The following is a 19,189-nucleotide window of genomic DNA, read 5'->3' on the forward strand; positions in this document are numbered from 1 at the left end:
AGCCTCAGCTGGCGTCGAGCACGCTGCGTATCTTCTCCAGCAGCGCGGCCGAGCTGAAGGGCTTTTGCAGGAAGGCGTCGCCCGCGCCGAGCTCCGCGTGATGCGAGATGGTGCCTTCCGTGTAGCCGGACATGTACACGACCCGGACGTCGGGGCGGATTTCCTTCACCACCGAGGCCAGATCCTTCCCGCTCAGGTCGGGCATGACGATGTCCGTGAGCACCAGATCGATGGGCGCCTCGCGCCGACAGAATGCCAGCGCTTCGCTGCCATTGGCGGCCTCCAGCACGGAGTAGCCTTGCTTCTTGAGGATTCTCGCGGCGGCGCGCCGAACCGTGCGCTCATCCTCTACGAGGAGGATCGATTCCGTACCTTGCCCGGAGCGGGGACCCGCGCCCCCGGCGGTGTCGACCGCAGCCTCCCCCTCGGCCAACGGCAGGTAGATCTTGAACACTGTGCCGCGATCCACTTCGGTGTAGACCCAAACGTATCCGCCGGACTGCTTGACGATGCCGTACACGGTGGAAAGCCCGAGCCCCGTTCCCTTGCCGGCTTCTTTGGTCGTGAAGAAGGGCTCGAAGATGTTGCTCTTCACGTCTTCCGGGATGCCGGTACCCGTGTCGCTCACGGCCAGCATCACGTAGCGGCCGGGTGGCACTTTCACGTCCTTGTTGGCGCCGTAGGTCTCTTCCAGCGTGACGTTGGCCGTTTCCAGCGAGAGGCGCCCGCCGCTGGGCATGGCGTCGCGAGCGTTCACCGCCAGGTTCAGGATCACCTGCTCCACCTGGCTCACGTCCACGCGCACTCGGCTCGGTTCTGCCGCGAGGCGCGTGACCAGCGTGATGTCCTCGCCGATCAGGCGTCCGAGCATGTTCTCGAGTCCGCTGACGATGGAGTTGAGCTCCACCACGGCGAGGGCCTGGATCTGACGACGGCTGAAGGCCAGGAGCTGGCTGGTGAGGTGCGCCGCGCGGTCCGCCGCTTCGGCGATCTCGCGGGCGTCGTCTCGGGCAGGGTCGCCCTCACGGAGCTCCTCTTGAAGAAAGTCCGCGTACGAGCGAATCACCGTGAGGATGTTGTTGAAGTCGTGGGCGACACCGCCGGCTAGGCGGCCGATGGCTTCCAGTCTTTGGGCGGCGCGCATCTGCTGCTCCATGTCCTCGCGCTCTTGCTCCGCATGGTGCCGCTCGGTCACGTCGTGAACGATGCCTTCGAGGGCTACGACGTCTTCCGGGCTGCCGGCAGGACCGTTCCAGATGCCGACACCTTGCTCCCAGACCCAACGGAGCGCGCCGGACTTGGTCACGATGCGATACTCGAGCTGATACGGCTCGTGGTGGGTCAGCGCACGCTGGACCGCTTCCCAAACCCGCTCTTGGTCCTCTTCCAGAATCAGGGTCCCGTAGCTCAGCACTCGGTTGCCCGTCAGCTCGTCCGCGCGATAGCCAGTGAGGCGTTCGCAGCCCGCGCTGATGAACTCCATGGTCCACTGAGCGTCGTTCCGGCAGCGGTAGGCGAGGCCCGGCAAGTTGTCGAGCACGGTGGACAAGCGTCGTTCCGTCTCCTCCAGGCGCTGGCGGCGTTGTCGAGTACCCTCGGCGATGGGTACGAAGGTGCCGCACAGGAGCTCGGGATCGTCCTCCAACGGCTTGCAGCTGGCCAGAGCCCAGAAGTGGGTGCCGTCGTCGCGAACCAGCTCGATCTCGTGGTCCAAAAAGGCGCCTTCGGTTTGGATGCGCTCCATCAGTGCCTTCTGGTCGTCGGGGTGCGCATACACCTCGTGAACCCGCCGACCGAGCAACTGGCTCACCGAGGCGCGGAGCGTTCGGGCCGCGTGCTCGTTGGCATACACGACACGGCCGGTCGTCCGTTCCGACAGGACGACAGCGGCGGGAATGGCGTCGATTGCGGCGTATGAGTCTCGGCTCGGCATCGGGTTGCCGGGAAGCCCCCCCGGCAAACGCTGAGCGTATCAAAAGCGCACCGCGTGGGAACAGGCGTTCGTCAGCCTGCCCAGCCAATCATGACCGGGTCGAACACCGACATGTTCCCACTCCCAGAGGTCACTTCGAACCGGACCTGCACCTTGGAGGCGTGGTCGAAGTCCGCAATGTCGAGGATTTCCGTGCGATATGCATCGGAGCGCAGATCGATGTTGCTGGTGCCGAAGGGGTAGCTTCGGACCACACGGCAGCTTCCGAAGCCGGATTCCGAGCATCCACTGAAGCCATTGGAGCTGACCAGGACCCGCGCCTGGACCGAGCTCTGCCAGCGGATCGAATAGACGAGCTTTGCCTCGTGCATGTTGGCGATGCTCCACTCGCCGCTGGTCAGCCGATACGGCCCACTTCCGCTCGGGTCGAAGGTCCAAAAGCACTCTTCTCGTGGTCCGCCGGGTTGGTCGTCCTTGAACGTCCAGCCGTTGCGAGTGGGGAAGAGGTCGGGCTTGCACAGATTGATCTCGCCCCAGCCGGGATCCCCCATGGCGATGGGCGAGCAGTTCTTCCCGTCGGCGCACAGCGGGATCAGCGTAGGGAACGTGTACGGGTCACCCGTCGGACGCCAACGGTACATACGGTACTCGACGCCGTCGCGTACGTCGTCCACGTCCGCAGTACCGCCCGGCACCAGGAAGTCCACACCCGTCAGGTGTTTGCGAGCGGCCACGCGCAAGGTGGGGTACTCCCCGGCGGTGCCGTCGGGCTGACGTCGGTGCAGGTGCGGTAGGCTGAAGTCGCGGAAGTAGCTGCCGTCGTTCAGCTTCGGAGCGGCATTCAGGATGCGACGATTCAGCTCCAGGAAGTTGTCGAACAGATCCTTCAGCTGGGCGCTGGGCAGGCTCTCCGCTTCGAAGCCGCAGCCCGTGTAGGTCATCTCGATGCCCGCACCCAGAAACTGGTCGGCGTCCATCGGCAGCTCACCGTAGACGTGCTCGGTGACGGAATCCCCCGCGATGGAATACAGCAGGCGGTACGTTTGCCCCGAGATGTACGGCCTACCGCTCTCTTCGTCCTTCATGGTCGGCGCGCGTTCCGTACCCATCAGGTCGTAGAACGCACCCAGGTCCGGGGCGCTGCAGTTGGAGTTGGTGGTGCAAGGGGTGAGCCCCGAGGACCCCGGGGATATGCCCTCGGGGAACAGGAGCGCGTTGCCGTAGGAATGGACGTTGAGGGCGAAGCGCGTCCTGTAGGCGCCGTCGTCCATGGAGCTCGCGAACAGCGACAGTAGCGGCATGCTCTCCGGCGCCGAGGTTGGATACGGACCGCGGTAGGTCGAGTTGAGGCTGTTCAGGCACGAGGTACCGGAGCCCGGCTCGTAGAACGTCGCGGTGTCGTTCCGATTGATGTCCGTGCCGATGCCGGAGGTGCACGGTTGACGATTCGGCCGCCACTCGCGGTCGACGCTCGTGTGCGTGTAGTCGTATCCGTCTGGGTTGGACACCGGCACGATCACGATGGCGACGTCTTGCAGCAACTTGCGGACGTCGTCGACATCGTCGCGGAAGCTGTCGGCCAGATAGCGGAAGAGGCGCATCGCCATCTCCGGACCCACCCATTCCCGGGAGTGCTGGGCGGCATACACGACGTATTGCGGAACGGGCGGGTCGCCCGGCCTGTGCAGCTTGCCGATGCGCACCGCCTTCATCGGGCGCCCTTCGTAGCTATCGCCGAAGTAGACGGTTTCCACGTACGGAGTACCACCGATGGGGGGATAGTTGCTGGCCGCGGCGTCGAGCTCCTGCAGGATGTTCTGGTTGCAGAACGACACCCGGGACGAATGCTCGGCGTAAGGACAGAACGTGTTGGGATCGGGAGAGCCGGAGCACGTCTCGCCGGGGGAGTTCTCCTTGCCGCCGAGCAGGCTCGTCGTCAGCGGGCGCCATTCGATGCCGAGGCCCGAGAGGCTTTCCAGCGTGGGTTCCGGCAAGCGGGCTTGCCACCACTGCCCGGCGGGGGACATGTCTCGCACGGGGAACAAGAGACCGCTGCCTTCCGGAAACAGCTCGGCCAGCCGCGACTGGGGAACTCGCACCAACACCTCCCGCACCCCATGAGAGCTCGTGCCCGTGGGCGGCAACGAATCTCCCTGGCTGCTGCACGCAGCGACCGCGCCGAGCGCCAACCCGAGCCCGCAAATGGCCACACCCTGCCGCACCCGGCGGCGTCCCCGACTCTGCGCCATGTCGTCCTCCTCGCTTCAGAGGGGGACTTCGCGGCGAGCCCCGCGAACCTGACAGGGAAGACTCGCGCCGCACCAACAGACCCTTGAAAGTAGTTGCGAATTGTTGTAACTATTGCGCGAAACGTAAATTGAAGCCCCAGGAGACGACTACGATGAAGCCCACACCCGCGGACTGGCCCCGAATCTCGAGCGCGCTCTACTACGAAGACGTGGGCCCGGCCATCGATTGGCTGTGCGACGCCTTCGGCTTCGAGGTGAAGCTGAAGGTGGTGTCGAGCACGGGTCGCATCGAGCACTCCGAGCTGGTGTTCGGCGGCGGGCTGGTGATGGTGGGGGAGGCCGACAAGCTCGACAAGTTCCCGTATCGCCGGAGCCCCACGCAGGTCTCCGGCGTCAACACCCAGAACATGATGGTGTACGTGGACGACGTGGAGGCGCACTGCGCCCGGGCGCGGGCAGCGGGGGCGGAGATCGTGACGGAGCCACAGACCACGGACTACGGCGAGGACTACTGGACCGACCGCATGTACGAGTGCGTGGACATCGGTGGGCACCACTGGTGGTTTTCGCAGCGGCTCAGGAATCCTGGAGAAAAGGCGTAGACCCGCTCTCAACACTCGCAGCCGTTGGAGCGCGGCTCGCAAGAGACGATCTTGCCTCGCGCGTCCACGACGATGTCGCACTGTTCGTCCAACAGCTCTCGGAGCTTGGCGCGCCCTCGCTGGACGCGTGATTTCATGCAGGTGAGAGACACGCCGAGCATTTCAGCCGCTTCCTTGTGGCTCTTGCCCGAAAGCTCCGTGAGCGTGATCGCTTCGCGGTAGGGGGAGGGGAGCTGGGCGACGAAGACGGCGAGGTACTCCGAGACCAGGGTGGCGACCGCGCGGTCGTCGTCGTCCAGTGGCGCCTCCGGCTCGACCCCGGGCGCCTGCGCCAGCAGCGGGTGACGCGCGCGCCGGCGCTGGTGATCGGCGATCGCGGTCCGCGCGATGCGGAACATCCAGGCGCCCATCCGTGCTTCGTCCTCCAGCGAGCCCAGCCCGCGATGCATGCGGAGCAGCACGTCTTGGAGCACGTCGTCCGCATCCGCGTCGCAAGCGACGCGGCGGCGGACGAACGGATACAGACGGGCGCTGAGCCGATCCCAGGCCGGAGCGTTCATGCCGCTCCGTCGCAACAGCTCGGGCCGCAACAGCTCTTGGCCGTCTTTCGAGCTTCTATGGTGGCGGACGCGATGTAGTCCTCCGCGCCGCTTCCCGGGGACCAGTCGCGAATGAAGCTTCGGCTTTCCTCGCTGACTCGCACCTTCACCTCGGCGAAGCCCGCCTCCTTCAGCAGCGCTTCGATCTCCGAAACCGGCGCTGCCCCGGCGACACAGCCGGAAAGAGCCGCTTCACCCCGGAGAGTCGGGGGCAGCTCGCGAAGGGCGACCACGTCGGAGATGGCCAGACGGCCACCCGCCTTCAACACCCGAAACGCATCGCGGAATACCTGCGCCTTGTTCGGAGACAGGTTGATCACGCAGTTGGAGAGGATGACGTCGACGCAGCCATCGGCCACGGGAAGGTTCTCGATCTCGCCGAGCCGAAACTCCACGTTGTCGGCTTTCACCTTGTGAGCGTTCTCGCGCGCCTTGGAGATCATCTCTGCGGTCATGTCCACGCCAATCACACGGCCGCTGTCCCCGACCTGACGCGCGGCCAGGAAGCTGTCGAAGCCGGCGCCGCTGCCGAGGTCCAGCACCGTTTCTCCGGGGCTGAGATCGGCAATGGCCTGCGGATTGCCGCAGCCAAGCCCGAGGTTTGCGCCATCCGGCGCTTGGGAGAGCTCGTCGTCGCTGTAGCCGATGCGCCGCGAGTGCTCGGGGGTGGGCCCGCAACAGCTGGGCGCGCAGCCCATTTCTCCAGCGGCGACGCGCGCATAGTGCTCTCGGACGGTGCTTCGGATTTGATCGTCGTTCACGGGGAATGCCTCCTTCGACCCTGAAGACGCGGATGTCGGGCAATGGACGCAGACAAATGCGGGGCGTCATCTCGGGGTTGACCGCGGAGCCCACATTTCGTATTTAGACGAAATACGAATGAGCGTCCAGACCAGCACAAAAGACGCCTGTTGCGTGCCAGGGCCCTTCGTCCCGCGCCCTCGGCTCCGGGGGCAGGAGGCGGAGCAACGGCTGGCCGCGCTCACGCGGGCCCTCGGCCACCCGGCGCGCATCCGCATCCTCAAGGTGCTGCTCGCGAAGGACGTGTGCGTGGCGGGAGAGCTGGTGGACGAGGTGCCCCTGGCCGCGTCCACGGTGTCGCAGCACTTGAAGGTGCTCAAAGAGGTGGGGCTGATCCGCGGCGAGGTGGACGGGCCGCGGCGTTGCTACTGCGTCGATCGTGCGGTCGTCGAGGAGCTGACAGTGCTGCTCGGCGATCTGTGAAGAAGAGGTAATCCGATGTCCGAAAAGACTGTACGCGTGTTCGATCCTGCCATGTGTTGCGCGACTGGGGTTTGCGGCCCTTCCGTGGATCCGGTTCTTGCCGCGTTCGCTGCGGATCTGGATTGGCTCTCGAGCATGGGCGTCTCCGTGCGGCGCTTCAATCTAGCGCAGGAGCCAGCCGAGTTCGCAGCCAACGCCACGGTGAAGCAAGCGTTGGAGGACAAGGGCGATGGCGCTCTGCCGGTGATCGAGATCTCCGGCGAGGTGAAGAGCACCGGCGTGTACCCTTCCCGCGCCCAGCTCGCGGCATGGCTCGGCGTCAACGCGGAGTCGGCCCCCAAGAGTACCGGGTGCTGCGGCGGCAAGGGCAAGTCGGGCGGCTGCTGCTGATGAGGTGACGCCATGCCATCCTTGTTTCCGAACCCCACGCGGGTGCTGTTTTTCACTGGCAAAGGCGGGGTTGGCAAGACCAGCATCGCGTGCGCGACGGCCATCGCCCTGGCGGAGCAGGGCAAGAAGGTGCTGCTCGTCAGCACCGACCCAGCGTCGAATCTCGACGAGGTGCTCGGCGTAGCGCTCGATGGCGCGCCGCGGTTGGTGCCCGGCGTCGAGAACCTCTCGGCCCTGAACATCGATCCGGAAGCGGCGGCGCGGCGCTACCGGGAGCGGGTGGTGGGACCGTATCGCGGCGTACTGCCGGAGAGCGCCATCGTCAGCATGGAAGAGCAGCTGTCCGGGGCATGCACGGTGGAGATCGCCGCCTTCGACGAGTTCTCGAAGCTGCTCGGAGATGCGTCGGCCACGCGGGATCTGGATCACGTCATCTTCGACACGGCGCCTACCGGTCACACGCTTCGGTTGCTCGAGCTGCCAGCGGCCTGGAGCCAGTTCTTCGACGAGAACGTGGGCGGCACGTCGTGCTTGGGCCCGCTCTCCGGGCTGACCGCGCAGCGTGAGCTGTATGCCGCTTCGCATGCGGCGTTGCGCTCTGCCGCCAGCACTACGGTCGTGCTGGTGGCACGTCCCGATCGCGCGTCGCTGAAGGAAGCCGAGCGCACACGCTCCGAGCTTTCGGCCTTGGGCATCTCGAACCTGCGTTTGACCATCAACGGCGTTTTTCGCGCAGAGAACGCCGCAGATCCCATCGCCCGGGCGCTGGAGCAGCGGGGCCATGCCGCCCTCGCGGAGCTTCCTCCCGGCCTGGCGGCGCTGCCGCGCACGGAGGTGGCGCTGGTGCCCTTCGGCCTCGTCGGCGTAGACGCGCTGCGGAGCCTGGGGCAGGGCGGGCGCGCGGCCCCGGCGCTCGGGGACATGCCCCGCTCGGACGACGTCGTCACGGAAGCCATGGACGCGTTGGTTCAGCGCATCTCTGCCGCCGGGCGCGGCGTGGTGCTGACCATGGGCAAGGGCGGCGTGGGCAAGACCACCATCGCGGCGCGCATCGCGCGGGACCTCGCTCGCGCCGGCCACTCCGTGCTGCTCACCACGACGGATCCTGCCGCCCACGTGGCGGACGCCGCCGGCGGCCCGCTCCCCAATCTGGAGATCGCGCGTATCGATCCGGAGCTCGAGACCCGCCGTTACTCGGAAGAAGTGATGGCCACCGTCGGTCGCGACATGGACGAAAGAGGCCGCGCGCTATTGGCCGAGGATCTGCGCTCGCCGTGCACCGAGGAGATAGCGGTGTTTCGTGCCTTCGCGGAGTGCGTGGCGGGCGGGCGGGACCGCTTCGTGGTCATCGATACCGCGCCCACGGGGCACACGCTGCTCTTGTTGGACGCCGCCGAGGCTTATCACCGCGAGGTGCTCAAGAAGGCGAGCGGCAGCCCCGACGCCGTGCGCGAGCTCTTGCCGCGGCTCCGGGATCCGTCCTTCACCCACGTGATCTTGGTGACGCTGGCAGAAGCGACGCCCGTGCACGAAGCACTGCAGCTCGAGCGCGACCTCGCCCGCGCGGACATCCCCGTGGAGGCGTGGGTCGTGAATCAGTCGCTCACGCCGCTCGGGGTGAGTGATCCCGTGCTCCGCTCGCGCCGCTCCGAGGAGCTACCGTTCTTGCGCCAACTGACGGAGCACGCGCCGCACACCATCGTGGAGGCGTGGCACGCGAGCTGACGCGAGCTTCCGCGCCGAGCCAACATGATTTGCATGAGCATGTTGGTTCGCCGCGATACCCGTCGCGGCTCACCTGGTCACGGAGCTCCGGCGTGGGCTCTCGAATGCGGCGCCCTGAAGAGCAGCCCGGCGCGGCGTGCGGGAGCGCCGGGAGCCACTCGACTTGAAGCGGTTTTCTCGTCCCCACGTCTGACGTGCTATGAAAGCGCTCGTGAACCCGCGAACTTGGCTGATTCCGATCACGGCGGGGCTGCTCCTGCCCTTGGCGATGGTGTCCTCACCCGGCTGCAAGAAGGACGAGCCGCCGCCACCGCTGCCGTCCGCGGCGCCGGCCGCCACGGAAACGAGCGCGCCGCTCACCCTCGAGATCGAGGACGCCGGTGAGCCTGTCGAAGACGCCGAAGCCGGGCCGAAGAAGACGTACACCGGAGGCAGCTCGGCCAGCATGAAGAAGTGCTGCCAGGCCGTATCGCAGAACGCCGAGAACGCGCCGGAGCCGACCAAGTCGTACATGAAGCAGCTGGCCGCGGCGTGCTTCGCCGCAGCCGCAGCCGGCCGCGGCTGGAGCGGCGGCGGTTTCGCCTGCAAGTGAGCCCGCGCTGAGCGGCGCGCTCAGCCCATGGCTCGCAAGCTCAGCAGCGTTCCGAGCACGATGGGCTCCATCGCGGCGTTGAAGTGAGCGGCGCCGGCGACGACGCGCACCTCGGCGCCGATGCGCGCTTCGAGCTCGGCCCGCGTGCCGTGGTAGTCCGCCGTGAAAGGATCGTCGTCCGAGAGTAGCGCGACGGTGTGGCCCATCGCGTCCCGGGCGCGGCTGGTGTCGATGGGCGTGTCCGTCCAGGGGACGATGTCGTCCCAAGGCTCGTCGATGGAGAACCACGGGGCGACGAGCAGCACGCCGGCGGCGCGAAAGCCGTCCTGGTGCTGAGCCAGCGCGCGCATGACCACCTGGGTGCCGACACTGTGGCCGATGAGCCAAGTCGGCGCGCCGCCGGAATCCAGCGCCTCCGTGAGGGCGGCGACGGAGCGCTCGATGTCGGGTGCGTCCCGCGGCTCCGGCTCGACCACCTCCACCGAGGTGAACAGATCGGGAAAGCCGGCGAATAGCTCGTCCCGAAGCCACGGGTACCAGTCACTGTCCGCGTGACCCCCATAGCGCGGCACGATCACCAGGCGATGCATGCCGGGCGTTTTGCCACGTAATCTCGCCTGGCGGTAGGCGTTGCAGCCCGCGCGGGGGGACGCTAACTCCGTGTCCATGGCTGAGCTGGGTCCGATCGCGTGGGTACGCGCCCAGGGCGCTCGACGGGTGCTGTGGGTGGTGCGCGCGATTCCGGCGCTTGGGCATCGCTTGGCAAGCACCCGCCGGCAAGAAGCGGACGGCCGTGTCCTCGATCGGGACACCGCCGTGGTGCTGGCGATCGACGAATTGGTGAACGGACCGCCCGCCAAGGACGTGGCGGTGGACGTCGCTCGCGCTCGGCTCTTGGAGGAGGTCCGCTCCGTGGACGGGCCACCGGCGGGTGGCGTGGAGGTGGACGAGCGAGAGGTGCAGGGCGAGGGCACCGTGCTCCGGGGGCGGCTATACGCTCCGGAAGGGCTCGCCGCGCCGTCGCCGGGGATCGCGTTCTTGCATGGTGGCGGCTGGGTGGTCGGAGATCTCGACAGCCACGACACGCTCTGTCGTCGCCTGGCGCGGGACGCGCGCTGTCGGGTGCTCTCCATCGACTATCGCCTCGCTCCCGAGCATCGCTTTCCGACGCCCGTACGCGACGCCGTTGCGGCAGTGCGCTGGGTGCTGGCCCACGCCGAGGAGCTGGGCATGGCGCCAGAGCGCATCGCGGTGGCCGGGGACAGCGCAGGCGGCAATCTGTCCGCCGTCGTGGCGCGGCATCTGCGGCGCGACGAGCGAAAGCCCGCCCTGCAGGTCTTGATCTACCCGGCGACGGACGCGACGCGCTCCTTGCCGAGTCACCAGAGCGTGGGGCAGGGGTACTTCTTGGACGAGGACGCCATCAACTGGTACCTCGACCACTATCGCGACGAGAGCGTGGACGATCGGGATCCGGATCTCTCACCGCTGTGGGCCGCCGACGTGACGGGAGTGGCCCCCGCGGTGATCGTCACGGCTGGCTTCGACCCGCTGCGAGACGAGGGCGAGGCCTACAGGAAGAAGCTCGAGGACGCCGGAGTGGCGGTGGTCTATCGGGAGCACCCGTCGCTGATTCATGGCTTCACCCTGATGACGGAAGCCGTGCCGGCTGCACGCAGAGCGACGGAAGAGCTTGCAGGAGACATCGCGCGCCTGCTCCGCACCTGAGGCATCCTGTCCCAGGGGGTTGCATCCGCTCTGCGAGCGCGGACGTTTGTCGTGTTCGAGAGGCGCCAGTGCTTCCCGATCGCGCGGACGATGGATTTCGACGACAGACAGCAACTGGGGGCTTCTGCGGCATGTCCGGCTTGATGATGGACTTGTACGAGCTGACGATGGCTCAGGCCTACGAGCGCGAAGGGCTCGATGGCGCTGCCGTCTTCGAGCTGTACTTCCGGCGAATGCCCGCAGGGCGAGGCTACGTGATCGCGGCGGGGCTGGATGCGGCGTTGGCGGCGTTGGAAGGCTTCCGCTTCTCGGATACGGACCGACGCTATCTGTCTTTTCTGGAGCAGCTGGACCCCGAGTTCGTCGCGCGACTGTCGGACGTGCACTTCTCCGGAGACGTCTGGGCCGTCCCGGAGGGCACGGCGGTGTTCGAGAACGAGCCCCTGGTCCAAGTCGTCGCGCCCTTGGCTCAGGCTCAGCTGGTGGAGACACTGGTGTTGAACCCGGTTCACTTCCAGAGCACCATCGCTAGCAAGGCCGCGCGGGTCGTGGACGCCGCCGCCGGACGGACGGTGGTGGATTTCGGGGCGCGGCGTGCCCATGGCTTGGACGCGGCCCTCGGAGCGGCGCGCGCCGCGTACATTGCGGGCGCTGCCGGCACGTCCAATCTACTGGCCGGGGAGCGCCACTCGATTCCCGTGTTCGGAACCATGGCGCATAGCTACGTGCAGGCGCATGCCACGGAGGAGGGAGCGCTGCGGGCCTTCGCAGGGGTGTTTCCGAATACGACCTTGCTGGTCGATACCTACGATACCGAGCGGGGAGTCCAGCGCGCCATCGAGGTCATGAACGAGTTGGGTCCGGTAGCCGCTCTGCGCCTGGACTCTGGTGACTTGCTTCAGCTGTCGCGCGGCGCGCGACGCGCGCTGGATGAAGCGGGGTATCGGAGCGTCGAGATCTTCGCCTCCTCGGGCTTGGACGAGCACGCGATCGCCGAGCTGGTTCGAGCGGACGCGCCCATCGATGGTTTCGGCGTCGGGACCGCGCTGACCACCTCGGAGGACGCACCGGCGCTCGACATGGCATACAAGCTCGTGGAGTACGCAGGCCGGGGTCGAACCAAGCTGTCGTCCGAGAAGGTGGTGCTGCCGGGACGGAAGCAAGTCTTCCGCCAACGGAGTGGCAGGGACGTGATCGCCCAGAGCGACGAATCGCCGGGAGGCATCCCGCTGCTGCAGGCGGTGATGCGGGACGGGCGGCGAACCGAGCGGGTACGCCTGGAGGATGCGCGCCAACGGGCGGCGCTCTCCATCGGGGCCCTCCCAGCGGCCGTGCGGCGCTTGAGGGCTCCCGCACACTACCCAGTGGACGTGTCCGCCCGCACCAACGCGGCGCTCTCGGAGCTTCGCCGCGAGCTCTCTTGACGGTTGGGGGTGTTCAGTACGGCGGGTTGGCGCCAGATTCTCGACATGGGTCACGACACCACCATGCGCACCATCCAACGCTTGCTCTCGGACGTGGAGGAGCTGCTCAAGACGCCGAGCGTGGGCGTGGAGCTGGCGCAGCGCGGGATCAACCAGAGCGTGGCCCTGGTGGCGGTGCAGGGACTGTCTTCTTATCTGCATGGGGACAAGCGCCGCGCAGCCGATGATCTGGGCACCGCGGCGGAAGAGATCCGCGCCCGGCTCGCGATGTGAGGTTACCGCGGCGGACCAACAAGACCTGCGGACTGGCGCCGAGCAGGGCTCGGCTCTATGCGTGGCCCTCCAAAGGGAGGCGAAGCATGCAAAAGCGCAAGTTGGGGGCCGGTGGGCCGGAGGTTTCTGCCCTGGGCCTCGGCTGCATGGGAATGAGTGACTTCTACGCCGGGCGGGACGATGCAGAAAGCAGGCGCACGTTGGAGCGAGCGCTGGAGCTGGGCGTCACGTTCTTCGACACCGCGGACATGTACGGCTTCGGCGACAACGAGGAGCTCTTGGCGCCCTTCCTGGCCCAGCACCGAAAGCAGATCGTGCTGGCGACCAAGTTCGGCATCGTGCGCGACCGGAAGGACGCGACGGTGCGCGGCATCGACGGTAGCCCCGCGTACGTGAAGAAGGCGTGTGAGGCGAGCCTGAAGCGTTTGGGCGTGGAGACCATCGATCTGTACTATCTGCACCGCAAGGATCCGCAGACGCCCATCGAGGACACCGTGGGCGCGATGGCGGAGCTGGTGAAGGAAGGAAAAGTCCGCTTCTTGGGCCTCAGCGAGGTGGGGCCGAAGCATCTCGCGAAGGCGTGGTCGGTGCATCCCATCGCTGCGGTCCAGAGTGAGTACTCGCTCTGGACGCGGGATCCGGAGGACGGACTGCTGGCCGCGTGTCGGGACCATGGGACGGCGTTCGTGGCCTACAGTCCGCTGGGCAGAGGCTTCTTGACCGGGCAGATCACGAAGTTCGAAGACCTGGCGGAGGACGACTATCGTCGCTTCTCTCCGCGCTTTCAGGGAGACAACTTCGACAAGAACCTGGAGCTGGTGAAGGCCGTGCAGGCGATGGCCAAGGAGAAGAACGCCAGCGCGGCGCAGTTGGCCCTGGCCTGGGTGCTGGCCCAGGGGCAGAACGTGATCCCGATACCGGGAACCAAGCACGTGCGCTACCTGGAGCAGAACGTCGGCGCCATGAACCTGACGCTGAGCGACGCCGATCTGAAGCAGCTGAACGACATCTTCCCCGCGGGTGCCGCCGAAGGGCTTCGTTACCCGGAGCAGATGATGGGCGTGATCGTCGATTAGCGATAGCCCGCGGCCTGCAGCGAGAACAGCCGTGCGTAGTGGCCGTCCAGGGCGATGAGCTCGTCGTGGCTGCCCTGCTCGATGACCTTTCCGTGAGCCAAGACCACGATCTGGTCGGCCATGCGCACGGTGGAGAAGCGATGGGAGATGAGCACGGCGATCTGCTTCTCCGTCATCTCTCGAAAGCGATCGAAGATCAGCGTTTCTGCCTCCGCATCCATGGAAGCGGTGGGCTCGTCCAGCACCAAGATGTCCGCCTGTTTGCGCATGAACGCCCGCGCCAGCGCGATCTTCTGCCACTGGCCGATGGACAGCTCGCGGCCGCCGGAGAACCAGCGCCCGAGCTGCGTATGGTAGCGGTCGGGGAGCTCTTCGATGAACGGCGCCGCGAGGCCCTTTTCGGCGGCCTCGTGCCAGCGCGTCTCGTCGTCGAAGGCGCGTTCGTCGCCGGCGCCGATGTTCTCACCGACGACCAGCTGGTAGCGCGCGAAGTCCTGGAAGATGACGCCGATGCGGCGGCGCAGGGCCGACGGATCCCAGTGCTCGAGGGAGAGGCCGTCCAGGGTGATGGTTCCGGAGCTGGGTGAGTAGAGGCGCGTCAGCAGCTTGATGAGGGTGGTCTTGCCGGAGCCGTTCTCGCCTACCAGCGCCAGCTTGTCTCCGGGGCGGAGCGTCAGGGTCACGGCGGACAGGGCGGGGCGATCTGCACCCGGATAGCTGAAGCTCACGTCCTCGAAGCGAATGCCTTCGCCCGGAGCCGGCCCCTCGCTGGCATCGCCACGGGCCGCCTCCACGGGCTCGTCCAAGAAGGAATACAGGTTCGAGAGGTACAGGTTGTCCTCGTACATCCCGCCGATGGCGGACAGGGCCGAGGTGAGCGCGCCTTGCCCTTGCTTGAAGACGAGCACGTACATCGTCATCTGCCCGAGGCTGATGGCCCCCGCGACGGTGGCGATGGCGATCCAGCCGTAGGCCCCGTAGAACGCCGCGGTGGACAGCACCCCGAGGACGAAACCCCACGCGCCGCGGCGGAGGGTGAGGCTCTTGTCCTCGCCGAACAAGGTCTCGAAGATCCGGCGGTAGCGGGCGAGGAAGCGCGGACCCAGCTGATACAGCTGCACTTCCTTGGCGTAGTCTTCCCGCGCCAGCACCGTCTCCAGGTACATTTGCTGGCGCGTTTCCGGCGTGCGCCAACGGAACAAGCGGAAGGCTTCGCCAGAAAACTTCGTTTCCGCGATGAACGCGGGGAGCGCCGCGGCGACCAAGATCAACACGGCCCAGCCCGAGAAGGCGAGCAGCAGGCCGCCGTAGCTGACGAGGGAGATGGCGTCCTGCACCAAGCCGAAGGTGCGCATGACCAGGCTCAGGGGACGGCTGGACGCCTCGCGGCGCGCCTGCGTCATGCGATCGTAGAGCTCGGAATCCTCGAAGTGCGACAGCCCCAGGGTGAGCGCCTTCTCCAAGATCATCACGTTCACGCGTTGTCCGAGCAGCGCCCGGAGCAACGAGCGCACCACGCCGATGCCGCGCTGGAGCGCCGCTTGCGCCACGACGAGCCCCATCTCGAGGCCGATCCACTCCAGCGCCAGGCGGTGGCTACCGCCGCTGCGGTGCGCGGAGACCACCGCGTCGACGATCAGCTTGCCCACGTAGGCGATGGCCGCGGGTAGCAGGCCCGCGAGAACGCTGAGGACGATCAACGCGACGGTGAGCCCGCGGCTCGTGGACCACACCAGGGCCACCGCACGACCGCTATGGCGGTAGACCCCGAGCCGACTTTCGAGCACCGATGGACCATAGGACGCGGCCGGCGCTTGACGACCCCGGCGCGAGCAGGTAATCGCAAAAATACGATGAGCGCTCCGGTCCCCGGCTGCTGCCCGGCTCCAAAAACCGAGCAAGATTTGCGACCGATCGAGGGAGAAGCCGCGGACGACGAGCTGGCGGCGTTGGCCAAAGCCATCGGTCATCCCGCACGGGTGCGCATCCTTCGGCTGCTCGGGCGGCGGGACACCTGTGTCTGTGGAGACATCGTGCTGGAGCTGCCCCTGGCGCAGTCCACGGTGTCCCAGCACTTGAAGGTGCTGAAGGACGCGGGTCTGGTTCGCGGCGAGGTGAGCGGGCCGCGGGTCTGCTATTGCATCGAGCCCGCGGCGCTCCGGCGCCTGCGCGCCTTGGTGGGAGGGCTCTGATGAGCGAGCACGTCGGTCGCCGGCTGTCGTTCTTGGATCGCTACCTCACGGTGTGGATCTTCTCCGCCATGGGTGTGGGCGTCGCTCTCGGCTACTTGGCGCCCTCCGTGCCGAAGGCGCTGGGTCAGCTCACCGTGGGCACCACCAGCGTTCCCATCGCCGTGGGCCTGATCCTGATGATGTTTCCGCCGCTGGCGAAGGTCCGCTACGAAGAGCTCGGGCGGGTGCTGTCTAACAAGCGCGTGCTGGCGCTGTCGCTGGTGCAGAACTGGATTATCGGGCCGATCTTGATGTTCGCGCTGGCGGTAATCTTCCTCCGGGACAAGCCGGAGTACATGCTGGGGCTGATCCTCATTGGCCTGGCGCGCTGCATCGCCATGGTGATCGTGTGGAACGACCTGGCGCGAGGGGATCGGGAGTACTGCGCAGGGCTGGTCGCGTTGAATTCCATTTTCCAGGTGTTGTTCTTCTCGGTGTACGCCTGGCTATTCGCCACCGCGCTGCCGTCGTGGCTGGGGCTCCAGGGTGCGGTGGTGGACATCACCATCGTTGAGATCGCCAAGAGCGTCGCGATCTACCTGGGAATTCCCTTCGCCGCGGGCTTCTTGACCCGCAGAGCGCTGATCGCGAAGCGGGGCCGCGACTGGTACGAAACCCGCTTTGCGCCGCGCATTGGCCCCATCACCCTGGTGGCGCTGCTGTTCACCATCGTGGTGATGTTCTCGCTCAAGGGCGAGGCCATCGTGCAGCTGCCGCTGGACGTGGTGCGCATCGCCATTCCGCTTCTGATCTACTTCGTGCTGATGTTCGCGGTGTCCTTCGCCCTCAGCAAGCGGGTGGGCGCCAGCTACGGCGAATCGACCACGCTCTCGTTCACGGCGGCGAGCAACAACTTCGAGCTCGCCATCGCCGTGGCCGTCGCCACCTTCGGCATCCACAGCGGTGCGGCCTTTGCCGCGGTGATCGGCCCGCTGGTAGAGGTTCCGGTGCTCATCGGTCTGGTGAACGTCGCGCTCTGGATCGAGAAGCGCTACTTTCGGGCTCGAGATCCAGTGGAGGCAGTGTCATGAGTGAATCCAACGACCAGGTGCGCGCCACGGTGCGCGATCACTACGCCCAGGTGGCGGAAGCCGAAAAGGGCGGCTGCGCGCCGGGGTGCTGCGGCGTGCCCGCGGGCAGCAGCCTGAGCTTGGGCTACAGCGCCGAAGATCTGGCCAGCGTTCCCGAGGGCGCGGACCTCGGCCTGGGCTGCGGCAACCCGCAGGCCATCGCCAAGCTTCGCCCCGGGGAAACGGTGGTGGACTTGGGCAGCGGCGCCGGCTTCGATTGTTTCTTGGCGGCGCGCCAGGTGGGGGACGCGGGGAAGGTGATCGGCGTGGACATGACCCCGTCCATGCTGGAGAAGGCGCGCAAGAACGCCCGCAGTGTGAACGCCACGAACGTGGAGTTCCGCTTGGGGGAGATCGAGCACCTGCCCGTGGCCAACGACACCGCGGACGTCATTCTCTCCAACTGCGTGATCAATCTGTCGCCGGACAAGGTGCAGGTGTTGAAGGACGCCTTCCGCGTGCTGAAGCCCGGCGGTCGCCTCGCCGTGAGCGACGTGGTGGCCCTCGGGCCGATCCCGGAGAAGATCCAGAAGGACGCGCTGGCCCTGGCGGGGTGTGTGGCGGGCGCGGCGGATGTGAAGACGCTGGAGGACATGCTGCGTGCCGTCGGCTTCGAGCAAGTGAGTGTGGTGGTGAAGCCCGAGAGCCGCGAGTTCATCCAGGACTGGCTGCCGGGCAGCGGCGCCGAGGAGTACGTGGCCTCCGCCAACATCACCGCGCAAAAGCCCAAGAGCCGCGGCTGCTGCTGAGCCGTGCGACCGTCGTTCATCGTGCGGGCGGCGGACGTTTCGGAAGAAGCGTCTGCCTATCCCGGCAGCGAAGAGCTCATGTCCGCGGGGCGCGCCATCGGGCGCGCGGCGGGGCTCGAGCGCATCGGCTTGCATCTGGAGCGCCTCGCGCCCGGTGTGCGCACCAGCTACCCCCACGCGGAAGAGAAGGAAGAAGAGCTGGTCTACGTGCTCGAGGGTAGCGTCGATGCGTGGATCGACGGCGAGCTTCACCCGATGCAAGCCGGGGATCTCGCGGCATTCCCCGCCGGCACGGGCATCTGCCACAGCATCCTCAACAACTCCGACGGCGAAGCGCTGCTCTTGGTCGGGGGCGAGCGGACCAAGCCGGACAACCGCATCTACTATCCGCTGAACCCGGAGCGCCGTGACGACATGAAGCCGGAGCAGTGGTGGCACGACGCGCCGCTCCGGCGCCGCGGCCCGCACGACGGCCTCACGGATCGCCGCCGCGCCGAGCTCGGACTCGAGGCTCGAAAGGCCGAGAGCGTGCTGTTCCTGTGCGTGGCGAACTCCGCCCGCAGCCAGCTGGCGGAGGGTATCGCTCGCCAGATCTTGCCGGGCCGGGTGGCCAGCGCCGGCAGCGCGCCCTCCCGGCTCAATCCCTATGCGGTGGAGGTGATGGCGGAGATCGGCGTGGACATCTCCGCGCAGCACTCCAAATCCGTCGACACCATCGACCCGGCGTCGGTCGACGTGGTCATCACACTGTGTGCCGAAGAGGTGTGCCCCGTGTTTCCGGGGCGCGTGCAGCGCCTGCACTGGCCGGAGCCGGATCCCGCCGCTGAGGGCCTCCCGCGAGAAGAGCTGCTCTTGCGGTTCCGCAGCGCGCGGGACGCCATTCGCGATCGCATCGAGCGCTTCGCCGTCCGCCCCGCGTAGTTCTCCCTCCTTCGAGGGTTCCGAAGCGGCTCGCGGCGGACCGACAAGATGCTCACTCCGGGCGCGGGGCGTACTTGTGGACGCGGACCTTTTCCATGGTGACCAGGCCTTCGGCGACCATTTCGTCGAGGATGGGCACCATGCGGTCGACCTGCTCTTCGGTGTCCACCACCTCGATCACGACCGGCAAGTCCTGACTCAGGCGCAGGATGTTGCTGGTGTGCATGATGCTATGAGCGCCGAAGCCCGCCACCCCGTGGAATACCGTGGCGCCGGCAAAGCCTTCCTTGCGCAGGCGTTCCACCAGCGCCGTGGCCAGCGACTGGTGGTGCCAGGTGTCGCTCTCGCCGATGAAGATCCGAACCAGAACCTGCTCACCCGTCAGAATGCGCATGTGCTCCTC

The 19,189-nt window shown here is 66.9% G+C and carries 20 protein-coding genes; 13 read left to right on the plus strand and 7 right to left on the minus strand.

Going from position 1 to position 19,189, the window contains the following annotated elements; genetic code table 11:
* Positions 1-4: 4 nt before the first annotated feature.
* Together H6717_08435 and H6717_08440 are read right to left on the minus strand one after the other, a co-directional pair.
* Positions 5-1,933, minus strand: a complete 1,929-nt coding sequence (locus H6717_08435) for a PAS domain-containing protein (protein MCB9577038.1) — start codon at positions 1,931-1,933, stop codon at positions 5-7.
* A gap of 71 nt (positions 1,934-2,004) precedes the next feature.
* The gene (locus H6717_08440) at positions 2,005-4,182 is read right to left on the minus strand and encodes a hypothetical protein (protein MCB9577039.1); all 2,178 of its coding nucleotides are present in this window, start codon (positions 4,180-4,182) and stop codon (positions 2,005-2,007) included.
* Positions 4,183-4,334: 152 nt separating this feature from the next.
* On the opposite strand from H6717_08440, the gene H6717_08445 reads away from it, so the two are divergent.
* A complete protein-coding gene (locus H6717_08445) occupies positions 4,335-4,784 on the plus strand; it encodes a VOC family protein (protein MCB9577040.1) in 450 nt (149 codons plus the stop codon).
* An 8-nt stretch (positions 4,785-4,792) separates the two neighbouring features.
* On the opposite strand, the gene H6717_08450 is transcribed toward H6717_08445, so the two are convergent.
* Entirely contained in the window at positions 4,793-5,344 is a 552-nt protein-coding gene (locus H6717_08450; protein ID MCB9577041.1) for a sigma-70 family RNA polymerase sigma factor, read from the minus strand.
* Positions 5,341-6,144: an arsenite methyltransferase gene (locus H6717_08455; protein ID MCB9577042.1), complete on the minus strand. Its 804-nt coding sequence runs from the start codon at positions 6,142-6,144 to the stop codon at positions 5,341-5,343. Before H6717_08455 ends, H6717_08450 begins: the two co-directional genes overlap by 4 nt.
* A gap of 118 nt (positions 6,145-6,262) precedes the next feature.
* Here H6717_08455 and H6717_08460 point away from each other — a divergent pair, with 118 nt between their 5' ends.
* The 4 genes from H6717_08460 to H6717_08475 all read left to right on the plus strand — a co-directional run bounded on the left by H6717_08460 (position 6,263) and on the right by H6717_08475 (position 9,314).
* Positions 6,263-6,607: a winged helix-turn-helix transcriptional regulator gene (locus H6717_08460; protein ID MCB9577043.1), complete on the plus strand. Its 345-nt coding sequence runs from the start codon at positions 6,263-6,265 to the stop codon at positions 6,605-6,607.
* Positions 6,608-6,622: 15 nt separating this feature from the next.
* On the plus strand, positions 6,623-6,997 hold the full coding sequence (arsD, locus tag H6717_08465; GenBank protein MCB9577044.1) for an arsenite efflux transporter metallochaperone ArsD: 375 nt from the start codon (positions 6,623-6,625) through the stop codon (positions 6,995-6,997).
* A gap of 12 nt (positions 6,998-7,009) precedes the next feature.
* Positions 7,010-8,722: an arsenical pump-driving ATPase gene (gene arsA, locus H6717_08470; protein MCB9577045.1), complete on the plus strand. Its 1,713-nt coding sequence runs from the start codon at positions 7,010-7,012 to the stop codon at positions 8,720-8,722.
* 211 nt (positions 8,723-8,933) lie between these two features.
* Positions 8,934-9,314 (plus strand): acyltransferase, encoded by a 381-nt coding sequence (locus H6717_08475; protein ID MCB9577046.1) that lies wholly within the window; start codon positions 8,934-8,936, stop codon positions 9,312-9,314.
* A 20-nt stretch (positions 9,315-9,334) separates the two neighbouring features.
* Here the strand turns inward: H6717_08475 and H6717_08480 are convergent, their stop codons facing one another.
* Positions 9,335-9,904, minus strand: coding sequence for an alpha/beta hydrolase (locus tag H6717_08480; GenBank protein MCB9577047.1), 570 nt, complete (start codon positions 9,902-9,904; stop codon positions 9,335-9,337).
* A 76-nt stretch (positions 9,905-9,980) separates the two neighbouring features.
* Here H6717_08480 and H6717_08485 point away from each other — a divergent pair, with 76 nt between their 5' ends.
* The 4 genes from H6717_08485 to H6717_08500 all read left to right on the plus strand — a co-directional run bounded on the left by H6717_08485 (position 9,981) and on the right by H6717_08500 (position 13,815).
* The gene (locus H6717_08485) at positions 9,981-11,042 is read left to right on the plus strand and encodes an alpha/beta hydrolase (protein MCB9577048.1); all 1,062 of its coding nucleotides are present in this window, start codon (positions 9,981-9,983) and stop codon (positions 11,040-11,042) included.
* A gap of 131 nt (positions 11,043-11,173) precedes the next feature.
* Positions 11,174-12,466 (plus strand): nicotinate phosphoribosyltransferase, encoded by a 1,293-nt coding sequence (locus H6717_08490; protein MCB9577049.1) that lies wholly within the window; start codon positions 11,174-11,176, stop codon positions 12,464-12,466.
* 45 nt (positions 12,467-12,511) lie between these two features.
* Positions 12,512-12,739 carry a hypothetical protein gene (locus H6717_08495; protein MCB9577050.1) on the plus strand — a complete coding sequence of 76 codons (228 nt, stop codon included), beginning with the start codon at positions 12,512-12,514 and terminating at the stop codon, positions 12,737-12,739.
* 86 nt (positions 12,740-12,825) lie between these two features.
* The gene (locus H6717_08500) at positions 12,826-13,815 is read left to right on the plus strand and encodes an aldo/keto reductase (GenBank protein ID MCB9577051.1); all 990 of its coding nucleotides are present in this window, start codon (positions 12,826-12,828) and stop codon (positions 13,813-13,815) included.
* Here the strand turns inward: H6717_08500 and H6717_08505 are convergent.
* Entirely contained in the window at positions 13,812-15,785 is a 1,974-nt protein-coding gene (locus tag H6717_08505; GenBank protein MCB9577052.1) for an ABC transporter ATP-binding protein, read from the minus strand. The two genes, H6717_08500 and H6717_08505, sit on opposite strands and share 4 nt — an antisense overlap.
* Here H6717_08505 and H6717_08510 point away from each other — a divergent pair.
* The 4 genes from H6717_08510 (at position 15,669) to H6717_08525 (ending at position 18,786) form a co-directional block, all read left to right on the plus strand.
* On the plus strand, positions 15,669-16,007 hold the full coding sequence (locus H6717_08510) for a winged helix-turn-helix transcriptional regulator (GenBank protein MCB9577053.1): 339 nt from the start codon (positions 15,669-15,671) through the stop codon (positions 16,005-16,007). The genes H6717_08505 and H6717_08510 overlap by 117 nt on opposite strands.
* Positions 16,007-17,077, plus strand: coding sequence for an ACR3 family arsenite efflux transporter (gene arsB, locus H6717_08515; GenBank protein MCB9577054.1), 1,071 nt, complete (start codon positions 16,007-16,009; stop codon positions 17,075-17,077). Before H6717_08510 ends, arsB begins: the two co-directional genes overlap by 1 nt.
* The gene (locus H6717_08520; GenBank protein MCB9577055.1) at positions 17,074-17,865 is read left to right on the plus strand and encodes an arsenite methyltransferase; all 792 of its coding nucleotides are present in this window, start codon (positions 17,074-17,076) and stop codon (positions 17,863-17,865) included. Before arsB ends, H6717_08520 begins: the two co-directional genes overlap by 4 nt.
* Before the next feature lie 414 nt (positions 17,866-18,279).
* Entirely contained in the window at positions 18,280-18,786 is a 507-nt protein-coding gene (locus H6717_08525) for an arsenate reductase ArsC (protein MCB9577056.1), read from the plus strand.
* Between the two features lie 52 nt (positions 18,787-18,838).
* Here the strand turns inward: H6717_08525 and H6717_08530 are convergent, their stop codons facing one another.
* Entirely contained in the window at positions 18,839-19,180 is a 342-nt protein-coding gene (locus H6717_08530; protein ID MCB9577057.1) for a DUF190 domain-containing protein, read from the minus strand.
* Between the last annotated feature and the right edge of the window lie 9 nt (positions 19,181-19,189).

The sequence above is a fragment of the Polyangiaceae bacterium genome, assembly GCA_020633235.1.
GTDB lineage: Bacteria > Myxococcota_A > Polyangia > Polyangiales > Polyangiaceae > JACKEA01.